This window comes from Blastococcus sp. SYSU DS0669 (genome assembly GCF_054050895.1).
Genome location: NZ_JBJHAE010000002.1, coordinates 416,538 through 433,153, shown reverse-complemented (window position 1 = coordinate 433,153; position 16,616 = coordinate 416,538). Strand labels below are relative to the sequence as shown.

The window sequence follows — 16,616 nt, the reverse complement described above, 5'->3', positions numbered from 1 at the left end:
GTCCTCAGCCCTGCAGAGCCTCGGCGACGGTCTCGGCGAAGTCCGCGACGCGCGGACCCCAGCGGGACGCGACGTCGTCGTCAGCCTCCACGATCCGGCCCTCGACCACCGCCGGGACGCTGCCGAAAGCCGGTCGCTGGGCCACCGTCTCCGCACTCTGACCGCAGCACTTGGTGTCGGCGAGCACGATGATCTCCGGCGCCTGGTCGACGACGTACTCCGCCGACAGCTGCGGGTAGCCGCCGCTGGGGTCCGAGGCGCCGTCGGCGATGTTCTCCAGGCCGAACATGCTGTAGATGCTGCCGATGAACGTGCTGCTGTCCGCGGAGTAGAGCTCCGGGCCGAGCTCGTGGAACACCCGCTGCCCGGCGGCATCGGCCGGCACCGAGTCGACGGCGGCCTGGATGCGGTCGCGCACGTCGGCGACGACCTCGGCGGCCTCCTCCGGGTGGCCGGTGGCCTCGCCGAGCAGCTCGATCTGCCCGTAGGTGTCGTCGAGGTCCTCGGCGGCCTCGAGGAGCAGCACCGGGACGTCGAGGGTCTCGAGGGCGTCGACGATGCCGTTGGTGTCGTTGCTGAGCACCACGAGGTCGGGCTCGTACCCGGCGATGGCCTCGGCGTTGGGCGTGAACGCCGACAGGTCGGTCGTCGGCGCCTCCGTGGGGTAGGTGGAGTTGTCGTCGACGGCCCGGACCTGGTCGCCGGCGCCGATGGCGAAGAGCATCTCGGTGGCGGAGGCCGACATCGAGACGATCTCCTCCGGGCGCTCGTCGAGCGTGACCTCGCCGTTGTCGCCGGTCACGGTGACGGGGAAGCCGCCGGCGGCCGAGGACGGTGCCGCCTCGTCCGCGGCCGTCTCCGGGGACCCGCCGCAGGCGGTCAGGGCCAGCAGCGGAGCGGTCAGCAGACCGAGGAGGGCAGGGCGGAGCCGCCGCGGGGCGGGCGCGCTCGTCCGCGCCGCGCGGGGGGATGTGCCGGGCAAGGGGGGCCTCCACGAGGAGGCGGCGAGCGTCGTCGCCCGAGCTGGTCCGACGCTCGATGCGCGACCCTTGCCGCGAGGGTCGGATGCACGGCGCAGGGCAGGCGATCTGGCTCGGCCGGTGGAGGGCCTTCACAGTTGCGGGACAGCGCCGGGTTCGCACCGGACTTCGCTGCCGCTGCACCGCCGGCGGGGAAGCCGGCGGGCAGAAAGGTACCAGCGGACCCGTCCCGGCCGCCCCGGGAGCGCAGCCGGCGGGGATCAGCAGGGGGTGGTCGTCGGCGCCTGTGGACGGGGCCACGTGGTGGCGAGGACGACCCCGCGGAGCCGCTCCTCGTCGACCGGGCCGAAGACCCGCGAGTCGACCGAGCCCTCCCGCTCGTCGCCGAGCAGGAAGACCGAGCCGTCCGGGACGCTGACCGGCCCGAACCAGACGCCGTCCAGCCGCGCGGGATCGCTCCAGGGCTCGCAGACGGCGGCGCCGTCCACGACGAGGACACCGTCCTCGACCGCGACGGACTCCCCGCCGAACGCCACGACCCGCTTGACCAGCGGCGCGGCGCCCGGTGCCGCCGGGTCGGCCACCACGACGTCCCAGCGGTCCACCGACACCGGCCACCGGAGGACCAGCACGAGGTCCCCGACGTCCAGCGTCGGCGCCATGCTGCCCGAGGCGACCCGCACCAGCTGCACCGGGAACAGGCCGAGGACGGAGAGGACCAGGCAGACCAGGGCTCCGGCACCCAGGCGCACCCCCAGGGAGGACCGACGACGGACCGCGGTGCGCGGCGCCGCGTGCCGTCCGGTCGGGCGGGGACCGCGGTCAGCCACGGCACCCGCGCCGGCGGCCGGCGGCGCCCGCTCCGGGCAGGGAGGGCTCATGGGAGGCGCACCGCGCGCGGCCGGGGACGTCCATCTCGGGTGCTCCTCTCCGCCGCCGCGGTCTGCGCTGTCGGTGCGAGGGTGCCGCGCCGCGGGGAGCCGGGGCAGCCGGGCCCGGGGCGTCCGGCTCCCCCCAATCCAGGGGGTCGCGGCGCAGGTCAGACCTCGTGCTCGACCGGCAGGCGGACCGTGATGCACGCCCCGCCGCCCGGGCGCTCGCCCATCTCGAGCCGGCCGCCCAGGGCGGCCACGCGGTCGGCCATCAGCTTCAGCCCCAGGTGGCCTTCCGGGCTGCCGCTGTATCCCGGCGGGAAGCCGACGCCGTCGTCGGCCACCACCAGCCGCACCCCGGTGCCGCGCCCGCCGTCGTCCGCCTCGAGCGTCACCCAGACGCACTGCGCCTGCGCGTGGTGGGCCACGTTGGCGAGCGTCTCCTTGGCGGTCCGGTACAGGGTCGCGGTCTGCTGGGGGCCCAGCGGGGGCAGTGGCCCGGTCCGCACGTCGACGGACACCCCCTGCTCCTTGAGCGGGAGCACCAGGTCGTCCAGGGCCCGCGGGAGCCCCTCGGCCGAGAGGTCGGGAGGGTAGACGTCCAGCATGACCCGGCGCAGCGACGCGACGGCGGTGCGCACCACGCCCGCCAGCCGGTCCACCATCGCCCGGCGCTCCTCGGGGACGGTGGAGCGCAGCGCGCTGAGGGCGTAGCTGACGCCGGCGAGGTCCTGCACCGGGCCGTCGTGCAGGTCGGCGGCGATGGCCCGCCGCTCGCGCTCGGACGACTCGAGGGCGGCATCGGCGAGGGCGGCGCGCTCGGCGTCGTTCCGCCGGACGCGCTTGGCGAGGGAGGCCGCGATGGGGAACTGGACCGCCTGCAGGAGCACCAGGCCGCCGAGCGCCAGCGGCAGGATCTGACCCCGCAGCCGGGCGGCCTGCCGGTCGATGACCGTGTGGTCGTAGTAGATCTCGAGCACGAGGTTCTCCCCGTTCCCCGACAGGGGGGCGTAGACCTCCAGGACCGGCCCGGAGTCGTCCCCGTTGTAGGTCGCGTCGGGGGACTCGTCGATCTCGGCGACGATGCGACCGTCGAGCGCGGCCCGCAGCTCCTCGCTGAGCGGTTCCTGCAGACCGATCAGCTGGCGCTCGCTGGAGTAGATGACCCAGCCCTCGTCGTCCCAGATGACGATCGCCTCGATCGAGGGGTCCAGGAGGCGGCTGGCGACGGCCCGCTCGAACTCGATCCGGTTGGCCACGGACCCGTTGAGGTATCCGGGCACGAGCGGGCCGAGCGCCAGGGTGGAGATGCGGGTGGTGGTCCGCTGCACCTCCTCCAGCGCGTTGGACCGGGCGATGCGCTCGCTGATGAGCACGGTGGCGGAGGACACGGCGACGAGCGCCAGGACGGCGGCGACGGAGAAGAAGGTCAGTTCCCGTCCGATCCGCGATGCGGGCCGGCGGCGGTACCACGCTCGGTGGTACGGGTCCCCAGCTGTCATCCTCCGCGTTCAGCGCTCGCGGGTGGGCGGCAGCAGGCCGACCTCTTGGGCCTTGATCACGGCCTCCAGCTGCGACCGGACGCCGAGCTTGGTGTGCAGGGACTTCACGTAGCCCCGGCAGGTCTCGACGGTGATGCCCAGCAGGCGGGCGATGCCCTTGACCGGCATGCCGCGGCCCAGGCAGTCCAGCACCTCCTTCTCGCGCCGGGTGAGCACGGGAGGAGGCGCGGTGCGCCCGGTCGGGGCGGAGGGGGAGCCGCCCGCGAAGGCGGAGGGGGCGACGATCATCTGCCCGAGCCGGACCCGGGAGAGGACGTCGATCATCTCTTCCAGGGAGCCGTTCTTCGGGATGTAGGCCGAGGCGCCGGCCTGGGCCGCCCGGACCACCCAGGTGGGGTCGCAGTGCCCGGTCACGACCGCGACGATCGTGCCGGGAGCCACCTCGCGGATCTGGCGGGTCGCCGTCAGCCCGTCCTGCCGCGGCATCTCGATGTCCATGATCACGATGTCGGGGCGAAGGTCCCGGGCCATCGCGACGGCCTGCGCCGCCGAGGTGGCCGTGCCGACTGGCTCCATGCCCGCGGACCGCAGGGCGCCGGCGAGCAGTTCGGCGAACGTCCGGTGGTCGTCCACCACCAGGATGCGCGCCGCGTCGACGCGGGTCGGACGGTCGGACAGGGTCATGAGCGGCACGGTCGACTCCCAGCTGTCGCGGCCCCCGGGTGAGGGCCTCCGTTGCCGGGCGAGTATGCGGGCGGCCAGGCCGTTGTGGTACGGCAACGGCCAGTACCGGGACCTTGGTCCTCATCGGGTGATCTTGATCACCGTCGCGCCCTCGCGCTGCGTCGTCACCGCGGTGCTGTGCGTTCCCGCCCCGAGGGCGACAACCCCCGGGCGTCCGGTCAGATGGGGCGTCCTCCGCAGGCCGCGGCTTCGGGCCACGCGCTGCCCCCGTCGGCGACCGTGCGGATGTGGTCGGCGAGGGCGTCGGAGTCCTCACCCTTGGCGAGGAAGCCGGCGGCACCGAGCGCCCTGGCCTCCTCCATGACGCTCGACACGACCGTGCCCGTCAGCAGCACGATCCTGACGTCGGGGCACTCGTGGCGCAGTTGCGCCGCGGCCTCGAGCCCGGTCATCCGTGGCATGACGTGGTCCAGCAGGGCGACGTGCGGACGGGTGGAGCGGGCGGCCGGCAGGACCTCGTCGCCGTCGGAGCAGGCGGCGACGACCGCGATGTCGGCGGTGGACTCGAAGAGGTCGCAGAGTGCGAGCCGGACACCTGTGTGGTCGTCGGCGATCAACAGGCGGATCACGTGCACCCCTGTCCTGAGGTGGCGGCCGGGTGCACCGAGGGTTCCGGTGCCGTGCGGCGGAGGGAAAGAGCCGGCTGGGAGTGTGGATGCCCCGACCGGCTGAGCGCCAACCGCGCAGTGACGGCGCGCGGTGCATCCGGGGGGTCGACGGGGGTGGTGCCGCCCCCGGGCGCTGGCCCGATGCGGCGGGACGGGCTCGTGCCCTCGGAGCCGGGATCTGGCTCCGAAGCGGCTCCTGCCCGGGTGGGGAGCGGCTCGGCGGCGGCGGCATGCGGTCCTCCTGTGCGAACGGGTTCCGGATCCCCCCGGACGGGGCGGGACGATGCGCAGAGTCTCGGCGCGCCGAGGCCCGGTCGACAGCCGAGGGGTGGGGACGTGCCTGCCCCCAATGTGAGGGGCCGCTCACTCCGCCACCTCCCGGCGCTCACCGGCGGGCGCCGAGGACCTCCGTGTAGACGTCCACCGTCTGACGGGCGATCGCGGCCCAGCCGAACTCGGCGACGACCCGCTCCCGGCCCGCCGCCCCCATGGCGGCGGCGCGCCCGGGGTCGGCCAGCAGCTCGGCGGTGCGCGCGGCCAGACCGGCGGCGAACCCGGTCGGGTCGGCCTCGTCGTACGGCACCAGCAGGCCGGTGCGGCCGTCGTCGACGACCTCCGGGATGCCGCCCACGGCGCTGGCCACGACGGCGGTCCCGCAGGCCGCGGCCTCGAGGTTCACGATGCCGAGCGGCTCGTAGACCGACGGGCAGACGAACACGGTCGCGCCGGTGATCAGCGGCACCAGCTGCTCGCGCGGCAGCATCTCCTCGATCCACACCACACCGTCGCGGCGGGCCTGGAGTGCGGCGACCGCGTCGGCGACCTGCTGCCGCTCGGCCGGGGTGTCGGCGGCCCCCGCGCACAGGACGAGGCCGGCGTCGGCGGGCAGCTGCTCGGCCGCGGCGAGCAGGTGCACCAGCCCCTTCTGGCGGGTGATCCGGCCGACGAAGAGCGCGTACGCCCGGTCGGGGTCCACCCCCAGCCCGCGGACGACCTCCGGCGCGTGCACCGGCCGGTACGCCTGCGCGTCCACGCCGTTGCGGACCACGTGCACCCGTGCCGGGTCCAGCTCGGGGTAGACGGCGAGCACGTCCTCGCGCATGCCCGAGCTCACCGCGACGACCGCGTCGGCGGCCAGGTAGGCGGTGCGCTCGGCCCAGGAGGAGAGGCGGTAGCCGCCGCCGAGCTGGTCGGCCTTCCACGGCCGGCGCGGCTCCAGCGAGTGGGCCGTGACCACGTGCGGCACGCCGTGCACCAGCGAGGCCAGCAGCCCCGCGGTGTTCGCGTACCAGGTGTGGCTGTGCACCAGGTCGGCGCCGGCCAGCGCGGCGGCGATCTCGACGTCGACCCCGACCGCCTGCAGGGCGCCGTTGGCCTCGGAGAGCCCGGGCGGCACGGCGTGGGCGGTCGCGTCCGGCCGCGCCCCGCCGAAGCAGTGGACGTCGACCTCCACGTCCTCCCCGCCGCCGGCAGGGCCCGGCACGGCGCGCAGGGCCGCCACCAGGTGCTCGACGTGCACCCCCGCGCCGCCGTAGACGTCCGGCGGCCACTCTCGCGTGACGATCCCGATGCGCACGCGGTCACCCTAGAAGGACCCCGCTGCCCCCCGCCGCTCGCAGGCTCGCGGCGGGTCCCTGCAGCGGGGCCGTTCCCTCACGTCACCTGCTCACGGCGGGTCCCTGCAGCGGGGCCGTTCCATCGGGTCACCGGGTCAGGGCGCTGTGTGCCGGCGGTCACTCGTTCGGGGGCGGCGGGGCCGCGGGGCGGGGGTTGCGTGCGGCGGGGGGACGGCCCAGCCGCTACGTTGCGGACATGCGCGGCGGTCCACGGGTTCTCGGCATCGTCCTGGCGGGCGGTGAGGGAAAGCGGCTGGCTCCGCTGACCCAGGACCGCGCGAAGCCGGCCGTCCCCTTCGGGGGCAACTACCGGCTCGTCGACTTCGTGCTCTCCAACCTGGTCAACGGCGACATCCGGCACATCGCCGTCCTCACCCAGTACAAGAGCCACAGCCTCGACCGGCACATCACCCAGACCTGGCGCATGTCCAGCCTGCTCGGCAACTACGTGACCCCGGTGCCGGCCCAGCAGCGGCTCGGCCCCCGCTGGTACACCGGCAGCGCCGACGCGATCTTCCAGAGCCTCAACCTGATCTACGACGAGCGCCCCGACGTCGTCGTCGTCTTCGGGGCCGACCACGTGTACCGGATGGACCCGGCCCAGATGGTCGACCAGCACTTGCAGACGGGGGCGGGCGTCACCATCGCCGGGCTGCGGGTGCCGCGGCGGGAGGCGACGGAGTTCGGCGTCATCGACTCCGACGCCGAGGGGAAGGTGCGGGGCTTCCTGGAGAAGCCGGCCGACCCGCCGGGGCTCCCCGACTCGCCCGAGGAGAGCTTCGCCTCCATGGGCAACTACGTCTTCACCACCGACGCCCTGCTGGAGGCCCTGCGCGCCGACGCGGAGGACGCCGACTCGGTGCACGACATGGGTGGCTCGATCATGCCCATGCTCGCCGAGGCCGGGGAGGCGTGGGTCTACGACTTCTCCACCAACGTCGTGCCCGGTGCCACCGAGCGGGACCAGGGTTACTGGCGTGATGTCGGGACGATCGACTCCTACTACGACGCGCACATGGACCTGGTGTCGGTCTCGCCGGTCTTCAACCTCTACAACGACCGCTGGCCGATCTACACCCTGCCGCCGCAGCGCCCGCCGGCGAAGTTCGTGCTCGGTGGCCGGGCCGAGGAGTCGATGGTCAGCGCCGGCGCCATCATCGGCGGTGGCTCGGTGCGCAACTCGGTGATCTCCCCGGGGGTCCGCGTGGAGCGGGGCGCGCGGGTCGAGGACAGCGTCGTCATGGACGGCGCCTACATCGGCGAGGGCGCGCAGGTCCGTCGGGCGATCCTGGACAAGAACGTGGTCGTGCCGCCCGGCGCGCGGATCGGCCTGGACCACGAGCTCGACCGCGAGCGCTACCACGTGAGCGCCGGCGGGATCACCGTCGTCGGCAAGGGCATCCGCGCCTACGTCTGAGGGGATGGCGGGCCTGATGGCGCGGGACGTCGACGTCGTCACCGAGACGGTGATCCACCGCCCCCGGGCCGAGGTCGCCGAGTTCGCAGGCGACCCCGGTCGCGCGCCGGAGTGGTACCGCACGATCGGCTCGGTCGAGTGGCGGACCGCTCCGCCGGTCGCCGTCGGGTCGCGCGTGGACTTCGTGGCCCGGTTCCTCCGCCGGCGGCTGGCCTACACCTACGAGGTGGCCGAGCTCGTGCCCGGCGAGCGGCTGGTGATGCGCACGACCCAGGGGCCGTTCCCCATGGAGACCACCTACACCTGGGACGAGCTCGCCCGGGACCGCACCCGGATGACGCTGCGCAACCGCGGGCGCCCGGAAGGCTTCCCCGCCCTCGCCTCCCCGTTCCTGGCCGCCGCGATCCGGCGGGCCAACCGCGCCGACCTCGCCCGCCTGCGCGAGCTGCTCGAGCGGTCGTAGCGGTCAGGCGCGCTTCGTCGCCACCAGGAGGCCGGAGCCGATCGGGAGGACGGCGGGCAGCAGGGTCTCGTCGTCGCGGATGGTCCGCGCGATCTCCCGCCAGGCCACCGACTGCGGGTCCCGGGCGGTGCGGTCGGCGACCCTGCCGCCCTCGAGCAGCCCGTGGCAGGTCAGGTTGCCGCCCACCCGCACCAGGGCGAGCAGGGCCGGGAGGTGCTCGGCGTACTCCCGGGGCGGGCCGGCGCAGCAGACCATGTCGTAGCCGCCGGGGGAGAGCCGGGGGAGGACCTCGCCGGGGGTGCCGAAGATCAGCCGCGCCCGGCTGGCCGGCACCCGGGCCTCGGCCAGGGCGGTGCGGGCGGCGCGCAGCTGCTCGGGGTCGCCGTCGAGCGCGGTGAGCACGCCGTCGGGCCGCATCCCGCGCAGCAGCCACAGCGCGGCCAGCCCGCCGCCGCTGCCGATCGAGACCACCGAACGGGCGCCGCTGGTGGCGGCCAGCACGGCCAGGGTGGCGCCCACGGGCGGCTCCACCGGGGCGGGGCCCGAGAGGAACTGCGCGCGCCTCCGGGCGGCCTGCATCTCGGGCGACTCGGTGGCGAAGCGGTCGGCGTAGGCGGCGCCCTGGTCGGTGCCGCCCGGGGGTGGCGGCTGATCGGCGCTCATCACCGGCCGAGGGTAGTGGCCGGGGGCCGCCGGGCCGTGTGCGCGGGCGGACCTGTGCGTCTCCTGGGAGTCGCGGTGCGCGGGAACACAGGTGAGCCCGCCGTCCGTTGATCAGGACGTGCGCCTGATGCGATCCGTGTCCCGCCCCGCCGACGCCGCGGAGGTCGCCGGCGGTCCTGTCTGCGATCCTGGTGGCGTGCCCGAGTCCACCGCTCCCGAGCCCGCCGCCGCGGCGGAGCACGAGGGCTGGGTGGCGCCCAGCTGGGAGCAGGTCGTCCGTGACCACTCCGCGCGCGTGTACCGGCTGGCCTACCGCCTGTCGGGGAACCCGCAGGACGCCGAGGACCTGACCCAGGAGACGTTCGTGCGGGTGTTCCGCTCGCTGGCCGACTACTCGCCGGGCACGTTCGAGGGCTGGCTGCACCGCATCACCACGAACCTCTTCCTCGACATGGTCCGCCGCCGCCAGCGGATCCGGTTCGACGCGCTGCCCGACGACACCGAGCGGCTGCCCGGCCGGGCGCCGAGCCCCGAGCAGGTCTACGCCGACACCCACCTCGACCCGCAGGTCCAGGCGGCCCTCGACGCGCTCTCCCCGGAGTTCCGGGTGGCCGTGGTCCTCTGCGACATCGAGGGCCTCACCTACGAGGAGATCGCCGCCACGCTGGGCATCAAGCTCGGCACCGTGCGCAGCCGCATCCACCGGGGCCGGGTGCAGCTGCGCGAGGCCCTGGCCCACCTCGCCCCGCGCCGTGCCGGTGTCCCGGGGGAGGTGGGGGCGTGAGCATCCCGGAGAGCCACCTGGCCCAGGAGGCGATCGCCGCGCTGGTCGACGGCGAGCTCGGCGCCGGGCCGGCGGCGCGGGCGGCCCGGCACCTCGCCGGCTGCGCCAGCTGCCGCATGGCCGTGACCGCGCAGCGCGAGGCCAAGGACGCCCTGCACGGCTCGGCCGACGTCGCGATGCCCGGTGACCTCATGTCCCGGCTCTGCGCGATCCCCTTCACCGCCGAGGTGCCGGGCGCCGGCTCCGGTCCCGGGGCCATGAGCGCCTCGGCCGGGGAGCTGACGGTGACCGGCAGCTCCGGCGCCTTCTCCCTCGACCTCACCGAGAGTGCGCGCCGTCGCGGGTCGGCGGGTGCCCGCTGGTTCCGCCGCGGGGTCGCCGGGACCATGGTCGGCCTGGGTGCCGGCGTGACCGCGCTGGCGCTCACCCTTCCCGGTGACCCCGGCCGCGCGCCGGCGGCAGACCCCTTGCAGCCCGAGCAGCAGACCGAGGTCGCGCCGCCGGTGCTCCGGACCGTCACCGTCGGCAACGCCGGCGGGCTCGGCTCACCGGGCGGCACGCCCTGAGCAGCACCCGCCACGACCCGTCCGAGGGACCGGTGCCCGGCGACGCCGGCGCGTACGCGCGCCCCGACGGTCAGTCGGGGGCCTTCGACGAGTCGACGGCGCCCCGGCTGGAACCCCGCGCCGTGGACGCTCCCCGGCCGACCGCCGCGCAGGCGGGCGCCTTCGGGCGGCCCGAGCGGGTGGCGGGCAGCTTCGCCGGCGACCGCCCGCCGCCGGCGCCGCGCCCCGTCCCACCCCCGCCGCCCGAGGCGCTGCTGCGCGCCTTCGGTCCGCCCGCACCGGGCCGCGGAGGGCTGCAGGAACCCCCCGGCGGGCGCCCGGGTCGACGGCGCACCGCCACCGGGCCGTGGTGGAAGGCCGACGCGCGCGAGGACCCGTGGCGCGACCCGTCGTCCCCGGCGGGCCTCGGCGCCCCCGCCGTCTACGACGACGAGGAGAACCAGCCGGGCCCGGTCGTCATCGACCCGCAGGGCCGCCGCAAGGTGCGGCTGCGCGACCTCTCGGTGCGGCTCACCACGCTCGCCGTGCTGGGACTGCTGCTCGTCGGGATCCTCGGCGGCGGGGTCGGCTGGTACCTGACGCGGACCGCCGACGAGACGCCGCTGTTCACCCCCGGCACGACGCTGGCGCAGGTCGACCCCGGCCGCACCGGCGAGCAGAGCCCGGTCTCCGACATCGCCGAGGCGGTGATCCCGGCCGTCGTCTCCATCGAGGTGCGCGTCGGTCAGGCCGGTGCCACCGGTTCCGGGGTCGTCATCGACGGCGAGAACGGTTACATCGTCACGAACAACCACGTCATCTCCGGCGCCGACGGCATCGAGGGCGCCGAGATCCGGGCGGTCTTCTCCGACGGCAGCGGCTCGGCCGCGCGCATCGTCGGACGCGACCCGGCGAGCGACCTCGCCGTCATCAAGGTGGAGAAGCCCGGCCTGGTGACGGCGACCCTCGGCCGGTCGGCCGACGTCATCGTCGGCGACCCGGTCGTGGCCATCGGCTCGCCGCTGGGGCTCGCCGGCACGGTCACCAGCGGGATCGTCAGCGCGCTCGACCGCCCGGTCCGGCTCTCCGGCGAGGGCACCGACACCAACGCCGTCATCAGCGCCGTGCAGACCGACGCGCCGATCAACCCGGGCAACTCCGGCGGGGCACTGGTGGACGCCGAGGGCGCGCTCGTCGGCATCAACACGGCGATCGCCTCCACCGGGGCGGGCGGGTCCATCGGCCTGGGCTTCGCCATCCCGGTGGACACCATGAAGCGGATCGTCGAGCAGCTCATCGCGACCGGCTCGGCCGTGCACGCCACGCTCGGCGTCAACGCCCGCTCGGTCACCGACGGCACCCGCGACGGCGCCCTCGTGGTCAACGTCGAGCCGGGCAGCCCGGCGGCCCAGGCGGGGATCCGCGAGGAGGACGTGATCATCGCCGTCGACGACACGAGGGTCGGCAGCTCCGAGGAGCTCTCCGTCGCCGTCGACGCCCGGCAGCCCGGCGACGTCGTCGCGGTCGAGCTCGTCCGGGGCGGCAGCTCGCGCACGGTCGAGGTGACGCTCGGGGCCGCGTAGGCCGGCGGGGCGGCTACGCTGACCACCGTCAGCGCTGGCGGCCGGAGGAGCGGGGAGCGCGGTGTTCGACTCGATCGGCTGGGGCGAGATCCTGGTCCTGGCGCTCGCGGCGCTCTTCATCTTCGGGCCCGAGCGGCTCCCCGACCTCGCGAAGGAAGCGGCGGCCGGGCTCAAGCGCATGCGCGGTGCCATCACCGGCGTCCGCGCGCAGGTCAACGACTCCCTGGGTGAGGACTTCGAGGGCCTCCGCGACCTGGACCTGCGCAAGTACCACCCGCGCACCTTCATCCGCGAACAGCTGCTCGGCGACGACGAGCCGCCGGTCTCCGCGGCCAGGGCGGGCGGCGCGACGGCCGCGACGGTGGTCGCCGCCCAGGCCCGCGACCGCAGCGTCCCCCCGCCCTTCGACGTCGACGCGACGTAGTCCCAGGGGCCGGCACAGGTCTTCCAGGCCGCGCGCTCGCCCCCCGCCGCCGGGATCAGGTGACCTGATCGTCGAGCGCCCTCCCTCAGGGCAGACGGTGAGGGAGGACGCGCCGCGGGGAGGGAGGACGACGGCGCGAGCGGACGGGCCCGGTCCTGAGACGCCGCGGGGCCGGTCCCCGGACGTCCGGGAACCGACCCCGCGAGGGTCGTGCACTGCTCAGTGGCGGACCGGGGTCAGCCCCAGCGACATGCCCGAGAGCCCGCGCTGGCGGACGGCGAGGCCTTCGGCGATCTTCTCCAGCGCCTGCGCCGCGGGGGAGTCCGGGTCGGCGAGCACGATCGGCGCACCGGCGTCGCCGGCCTCGCGCAGCCGGGTGTCCAGCGGGATCTGGCCGAGCAGCGGCACCCGGGCACCGAGGGTGCGGGTCAGCGCGTCGGAGACGGTCTGCCCGCCACCGGAGCCGAACACCTCGACGCGCGAGCCGTCGGGGAGGTCCATCCAGCTCATGTTCTCGATGACGCCGACGACCTGCTGGTGGGTCTGGGTGGCGATCGCACCGGCCCGCTCGGCCACCTCGGCGGCGGCCAGCTGCGGGGTCGTGACGACGAGGATCTCGGCGTTCGGCAGCAGCTGCGCGATGGAGATCGCGACGTCGCCGGTGCCGGGCGGGAGGTCGAGCAGCAGCACGTCGAGGTCGCCCCACCAGACATCGGCCAGGAACTGCTGCAGGGCGCGGTGCAGCATCGGCCCGCGCCACACGACCGGGGTGTTGCCCGGGGTGAACATGCCGATCGAGATGACCTTCACGCCCATGGACTGCGGCGGCATGATCATGTTGTCGACCTGCGTGGGCTTGTCGTCGACGCCCAGCATCCGCGGCACCGAGTGGCCGTAGATGTCGGCGTCCACGACACCGACCGAGAGCCCGCGCTTGGCCAGGGCCGCGGCGAGGTTCACGGTGACGCTGGACTTGCCGACGCCGCCCTTGCCGGAGGCGACGGCGTAGACGCGGGTGAGCGAGCCGGGCTGCGCGAAGGGGATCACCGGGTCCGCGGCGTCGGTGCCGCGCACCGTCTTCCGCAGCTCGGCGCGCTGCTCGTCGTTCATCACGTCGAGGGCGACCTGCACCGAGGTCACCCCCGGGACCGCGCCCACGGCCTGGGTGACCCGGTTGGTGATCGTCTCCCGCATCGGGCAGCCGGCGACGGTCAGGTAGACCTCGACGGCGACCGAGCCGTCGGGCCCGATCCGCACGTCCTTGACCATGCCGAGCTCGGTGAGCGGGCGGTTGATCTCGGGGTCCTGGACGGTGGCCAGGGCGGCGTTGACGGCGTCGAGCGCGGGTGTGCCGGTCAGCTGGTCGGACATCGTGTTCGTCTGTCTCCTCACGAGCGGGGGACCGGCGTCCGGTGGTCGCGGCCGGAGCGGCGACCCGCGCGATCGGTCGCCTGCCACTCTACGGCGGCACGCGGACCCGACGGCCCGGCGGAGGGTGATCTGGGGCGCAACTAGGGTCGTCGTCGTGCAGCCCGACCGTGCCGAGACCCTGCGGGACGCGGTGGGCCTCGGGCTCGCCGTCGGCCTCTACGGGGTGGCGTTCGGCGCCGCGGCCGACGCCGCCGGGCTGGACCTCTGGCAGGCGGTGGTGCTGTCGGCGGTGATGTTCACCGGCGCCTCGCAGTTCGCGCTCATCGGCGTGCTCGGCGCCGGCGGCAGCCCGCTGGCCGCCGTCGGCAGCGCGTTGCTGCTGGGCACCCGCAACACCGTCTACGGCGTGCGCCTGGTGCCGCTGCTGCGTCCCCGGGGCGCGCTGCGCCGGGCGGGCTCGGCGCACTGGGTCATCGACGAGACGACGGCCCTCGCGCTGGCCGCACCCGACCGCGCCCTGGCCCGCCTGGCGTTCCTCGTCGGGGGCGCCACCCTCTACCTCACCTGGAACGTGACGACGGCGGTCGGCGCGCTGGGTGCCGCGGCGCTCGGCGGCACGGCGCGGGCGGCCCTGGACGCCGTCGTCCCGGCGGCGTTCCTGGCGCTGCTGTGGCCCCGGCTGGGACGTGGCTTCGCCGAGCCCGCGGTGCAGCGACGGGTCGCGGTCGGGGGAGCGGTCGTCGCGCTCGCGCTCACCCCGTACGTGCCGCCCGGGGTGCAGGTGGTCGCCGCGGTCGTCGCCGTGGCCCTGGCCGGGCGCCCGCGACGGGCAGTGGCCCCGTGAGCGCGACCTGGACCGCGGTGCTGGTCGCCTCGGCCGGCTGCTACCTGCTCAAGCTGGCGGGGCTCTCGGTGCCCGCGGCCTGGGTGGAGCAGCCGTGGGTGGCCCGGGTCGTGGACTTCGTGCCCGCCGCGCTGCTGGCCGCGCTGGTCGTCGTCCAGGGGCTGACCAGCGGCGACCAGATCGTGGTGGACGGCCGCCTGGCCGGCCTGGTGGTGGCCGCGCTGGCCCTGGCGCTGCGCGCGCCGTTCATCGTGGTGCTGCTGCTCGCCGGCGCGGCGGGCGCGGGGGTGCACCTCCTCACGGGCTGACGCGCGCGTCGGACCGCGCCGGCGCGCTGGTCCACCCGGTGCGGGGCGTGGTCGACGCCGTGGTGGCACTGCTGCTCGTGGTCGTCCTGGGCCGGGCCTGGCTAGACCGGGGCCGCGCCGCCGCGCGCCTCGGCCTCCTCGCGCTCCCGCCTCTTGCGCTTCTTCTCGCGCTTCTCGCTGTCGTCGCCGTCCTCGCTGGCGAGGCGGTTGAGCTCGCCGCGGATGAAGTCGCGGGTCGCGAGCTCGCCGACGGCCACCCGCAGCGCCGCGAGCTCGCGGGCCAGGTACTCGGTGTCCGCGCGGGTCGACGCCGCCCGAGCCCGGTCTTCCTCCGCCTGCACGCGGTCGCGGTCGGCCTGCCGGTTCTGCGCCAGCAGGATCAGCGGCGCGGCGTAGGCGGCCTGGGTCGAGAAGGCCAGGTTGAGCAGGATGAAGGGGTAGGGGTCCCAGCGCAGCCGCACCGCGAAGACGTTGAGCGAGATCCAGACGACGACGAGGATCGTCTGGACGGCCAGGAACCGGCCGGTGCCCAGGAACCGTGCGATGCCCTCGGCGAACTGGCCGACGGCGTCGGGGTTGAGGCGCAGGAAGCTGCCGAACCGGTGAGCGCCGCTGCGGGGGACGTCGAGCCGCGGGCCGTCAGCCACGGCGGGCCCGCTCCCGCCAGTCGTCGGGGAGCAGGTGGTCGAGGACGTCGTCCACGCTGACCGCGCCCACCAGCCGGCCCTGCGCGTCGACGACCGGGGCGGCGACGAGGTTGTAGGTCGCGAAGTAGTGGGTGACCTCGGCCAGGGGGGCCTCGGGCTTGAGCGGCTCGAGGTCGTCCAGCACGCCGCTCACCAGCGTGGATGGTGGCTCGCGCAGCAGCCGCTGGATGTGCGCGAGCCCCAGGTAGCGGCCGGTCGGCGTGGCCGACGGCGGGCGGCAGACGTACACCTGGCTGGCCAGCGACGGGGTGATCTCCTCCTGTCGCACCCGCGCCAGCGCCTCGGCGATCGTCGCGTCCGGGGAGAGGATGACCGGCTCGCTGGTCATCATCCCGCCCGCGGTGTCCTCGGAGTACTTGAGCAGCTGGCGCACCGACTCGGCCTCGTCGGGCTCCATCAGCTCCAGCAGCCGGTTCCGGTCGACGGCGTGCAGCTCGGAGAGCAGGTCCGCGGCGTCGTCGGGGTCCATCTCCTCGAGGACGTCGGCGGCCCGGCTCTCCTGGAGGGTGCCGAGGATGGTGATCTGCTCGGCCTCGGGGAGCTCGCCGAGGACGTCGGCCAGCCGCTCGTCGTCCATGGCCTCGGCGACCTCGTGCCGCCGCTTGATCGGCAGCTCCTGCAGGGCGTGGGCCATGTCCGCGGCGTTGAGCTCGCGGTAGGTGGCGATCAGCGTCTCGGCGCCCTGCCCGGTCTGCGGCAGCGCGAGCCCGGTCACCTCGTCCCACTCCAGCTGGTGGAGCTGGCCGCGCCGGCCGAGCCGGCCGGGCTCCTGGACGGCGACGCGGGAGAGCAGCCAGTCGCCGGTGCGGGTCTGCTCGATGGCGGCGTCGACGACCGACGCGGGGCGCCCGGACTCGTTGATCGTCACCCGCCGGTCGAGCAGCTCGCCGAGCACCAGGGTCTCGCCGGCCCGCTGCTCGAACCGCTTGAGGTTGAGCGTGCCCGAGGCGAGCAGCACCGCGCCCGGGTCCAGGGTCGTCACACGGCCCATCGGGACGAAGATCCGCCGCCGCGCGACCACCTCGACCACGAGGCCGAGCACCCGGGGGCAGGCCGTCCCGACGCGCAGGCCCACGACGACGTCGCGCACCTTGCCGACCCGGTCGCCGTTGGGGTCGAAGACGGTCAGCCCGGCGAGCCGGGAGACGTACGCCCTCGTCGCCGTGGTCACGGTCGGAAGGCTAC

18 protein-coding genes are annotated in these 16,616 nt (G+C 75.2%); 8 read left to right on the top strand and 10 right to left on the bottom strand.

The features are described from left to right. Window positions 1-4: 4 nt before the first annotated feature. The 6 genes from ACI792_RS04655 to glgA all read right to left on the bottom strand — a co-directional run bounded on the left by ACI792_RS04655 (window position 5) and on the right by glgA (window position 6,282). Window positions 5-982, bottom strand: coding sequence for an ABC transporter substrate-binding protein (locus ACI792_RS04655; RefSeq protein ID WP_456601538.1), 978 nt, complete (start codon window positions 980-982; stop codon window positions 5-7). A 258-nt stretch (window positions 983-1,240) separates the two neighbouring features. Further along, on the bottom strand, window positions 1,241-1,732 hold the full coding sequence (lepB, locus tag ACI792_RS04650) for a signal peptidase I (RefSeq protein WP_456601537.1): 492 nt from the start codon (window positions 1,730-1,732) through the stop codon (window positions 1,241-1,243). Between the two features lie 287 nt (window positions 1,733-2,019). Then, window positions 2,020-3,354, bottom strand: a complete 1,335-nt coding sequence (locus ACI792_RS04645) for a sensor histidine kinase (RefSeq protein WP_456601536.1) — start codon at window positions 3,352-3,354, stop codon at window positions 2,020-2,022. A 9-nt stretch (window positions 3,355-3,363) separates the two neighbouring features. Beyond that, window positions 3,364-4,038 carry a response regulator gene (locus ACI792_RS04640; protein WP_456580770.1) on the bottom strand — a complete coding sequence of 225 codons (675 nt, stop codon included), beginning with the start codon at window positions 4,036-4,038 and terminating at the stop codon, window positions 3,364-3,366. Window positions 4,039-4,256: 218 nt separating this feature from the next. Then, complete coding sequence (locus ACI792_RS04635) at window positions 4,257-4,667, bottom strand: response regulator (protein WP_456601535.1); 411 nt, start codon at window positions 4,665-4,667, stop codon at window positions 4,257-4,259. Window positions 4,668-5,091: 424 nt separating this feature from the next. Continuing rightward, window positions 5,092-6,282 (bottom strand): glycogen synthase, encoded by a 1,191-nt coding sequence (gene glgA, locus ACI792_RS04630; protein WP_456601534.1) that lies wholly within the window; start codon window positions 6,280-6,282, stop codon window positions 5,092-5,094. A gap of 236 nt (window positions 6,283-6,518) precedes the next feature. Between glgA and glgC the strand changes: the two genes are divergently transcribed. Both glgC and ACI792_RS04620 read left to right on the top strand, forming a co-directional pair. Further along, window positions 6,519-7,739 (top strand): glucose-1-phosphate adenylyltransferase, encoded by a 1,221-nt coding sequence (glgC, locus tag ACI792_RS04625; protein ID WP_456580767.1) that lies wholly within the window; start codon window positions 6,519-6,521, stop codon window positions 7,737-7,739. A 4-nt stretch (window positions 7,740-7,743) separates the two neighbouring features. After that, on the top strand, window positions 7,744-8,202 hold the full coding sequence (locus ACI792_RS04620) for an SRPBCC family protein (protein ID WP_456601533.1): 459 nt from the start codon (window positions 7,744-7,746) through the stop codon (window positions 8,200-8,202). Window positions 8,203-8,205: 3 nt separating this feature from the next. On the opposite strand, the gene ACI792_RS04615 is transcribed toward ACI792_RS04620, so the two are convergent. Next, entirely contained in the window at window positions 8,206-8,865 is a 660-nt protein-coding gene (locus ACI792_RS04615) for an O-methyltransferase (protein WP_456601532.1), read from the bottom strand. A 196-nt stretch (window positions 8,866-9,061) separates the two neighbouring features. On the opposite strand from ACI792_RS04615, the gene sigE reads away from it, so the two are divergent. From sigE to ACI792_RS04595, 4 genes are all read left to right on the top strand, one after another. Next, window positions 9,062-9,649, top strand: coding sequence for an RNA polymerase sigma factor SigE (gene sigE / locus ACI792_RS04610; RefSeq protein ID WP_456580764.1), 588 nt, complete (start codon window positions 9,062-9,064; stop codon window positions 9,647-9,649). After that, the gene (locus ACI792_RS04605; protein WP_456601531.1) at window positions 9,646-10,215 is read left to right on the top strand and encodes a zf-HC2 domain-containing protein; all 570 of its coding nucleotides are present in this window, start codon (window positions 9,646-9,648) and stop codon (window positions 10,213-10,215) included. Before sigE ends, ACI792_RS04605 begins: the two co-directional genes overlap by 4 nt. A 32-nt stretch (window positions 10,216-10,247) precedes the next feature. Continuing rightward, the gene (locus ACI792_RS04600; protein ID WP_456601530.1) at window positions 10,248-11,777 is read left to right on the top strand and encodes a S1C family serine protease; all 1,530 of its coding nucleotides are present in this window, start codon (window positions 10,248-10,250) and stop codon (window positions 11,775-11,777) included. Window positions 11,778-11,838: 61 nt separating this feature from the next. Further along, entirely contained in the window at window positions 11,839-12,201 is a 363-nt protein-coding gene (locus tag ACI792_RS04595) for a twin-arginine translocase TatA/TatE family subunit (RefSeq protein ID WP_456580761.1), read from the top strand. A gap of 219 nt (window positions 12,202-12,420) precedes the next feature. Here ACI792_RS04595 and ACI792_RS04590 read toward each other — a convergent pair whose 3' ends face one another. Further along, window positions 12,421-13,572, bottom strand: coding sequence for an Mrp/NBP35 family ATP-binding protein (locus ACI792_RS04590; RefSeq protein WP_456601529.1), 1,152 nt, complete (start codon window positions 13,570-13,572; stop codon window positions 12,421-12,423). Between the two features lie 154 nt (window positions 13,573-13,726). On the opposite strand from ACI792_RS04590, the gene ACI792_RS04585 reads away from it, so the two are divergent. Both ACI792_RS04585 and ACI792_RS04580 read left to right on the top strand, forming a co-directional pair. Then, window positions 13,727-14,416 (top strand): AzlC family ABC transporter permease, encoded by a 690-nt coding sequence (locus ACI792_RS04585; protein WP_456580759.1) that lies wholly within the window; start codon window positions 13,727-13,729, stop codon window positions 14,414-14,416. Then, on the top strand, window positions 14,413-14,724 hold the full coding sequence (locus ACI792_RS04580) for an AzlD domain-containing protein (RefSeq protein ID WP_456601528.1): 312 nt from the start codon (window positions 14,413-14,415) through the stop codon (window positions 14,722-14,724). The genes ACI792_RS04585 and ACI792_RS04580 overlap by 4 nt, the downstream gene beginning before the upstream one ends. 101 nt (window positions 14,725-14,825) lie before the next feature. On the opposite strand, the gene ACI792_RS04575 is transcribed toward ACI792_RS04580, so the two are convergent. Together ACI792_RS04575 and ACI792_RS04570 are read right to left on the bottom strand one after the other, a co-directional pair. Then, window positions 14,826-15,371, bottom strand: coding sequence for a DUF1003 domain-containing protein (locus tag ACI792_RS04575; RefSeq protein ID WP_456601527.1), 546 nt, complete (start codon window positions 15,369-15,371; stop codon window positions 14,826-14,828). Further along, window positions 15,364-16,602: a magnesium transporter MgtE N-terminal domain-containing protein gene (locus ACI792_RS04570; protein ID WP_456580756.1), complete on the bottom strand. Its 1,239-nt coding sequence runs from the start codon at window positions 16,600-16,602 to the stop codon at window positions 15,364-15,366. The genes ACI792_RS04575 and ACI792_RS04570 overlap by 8 nt, the downstream gene beginning before the upstream one ends. Between the last annotated feature and the right edge of the window lie 14 nt (window positions 16,603-16,616).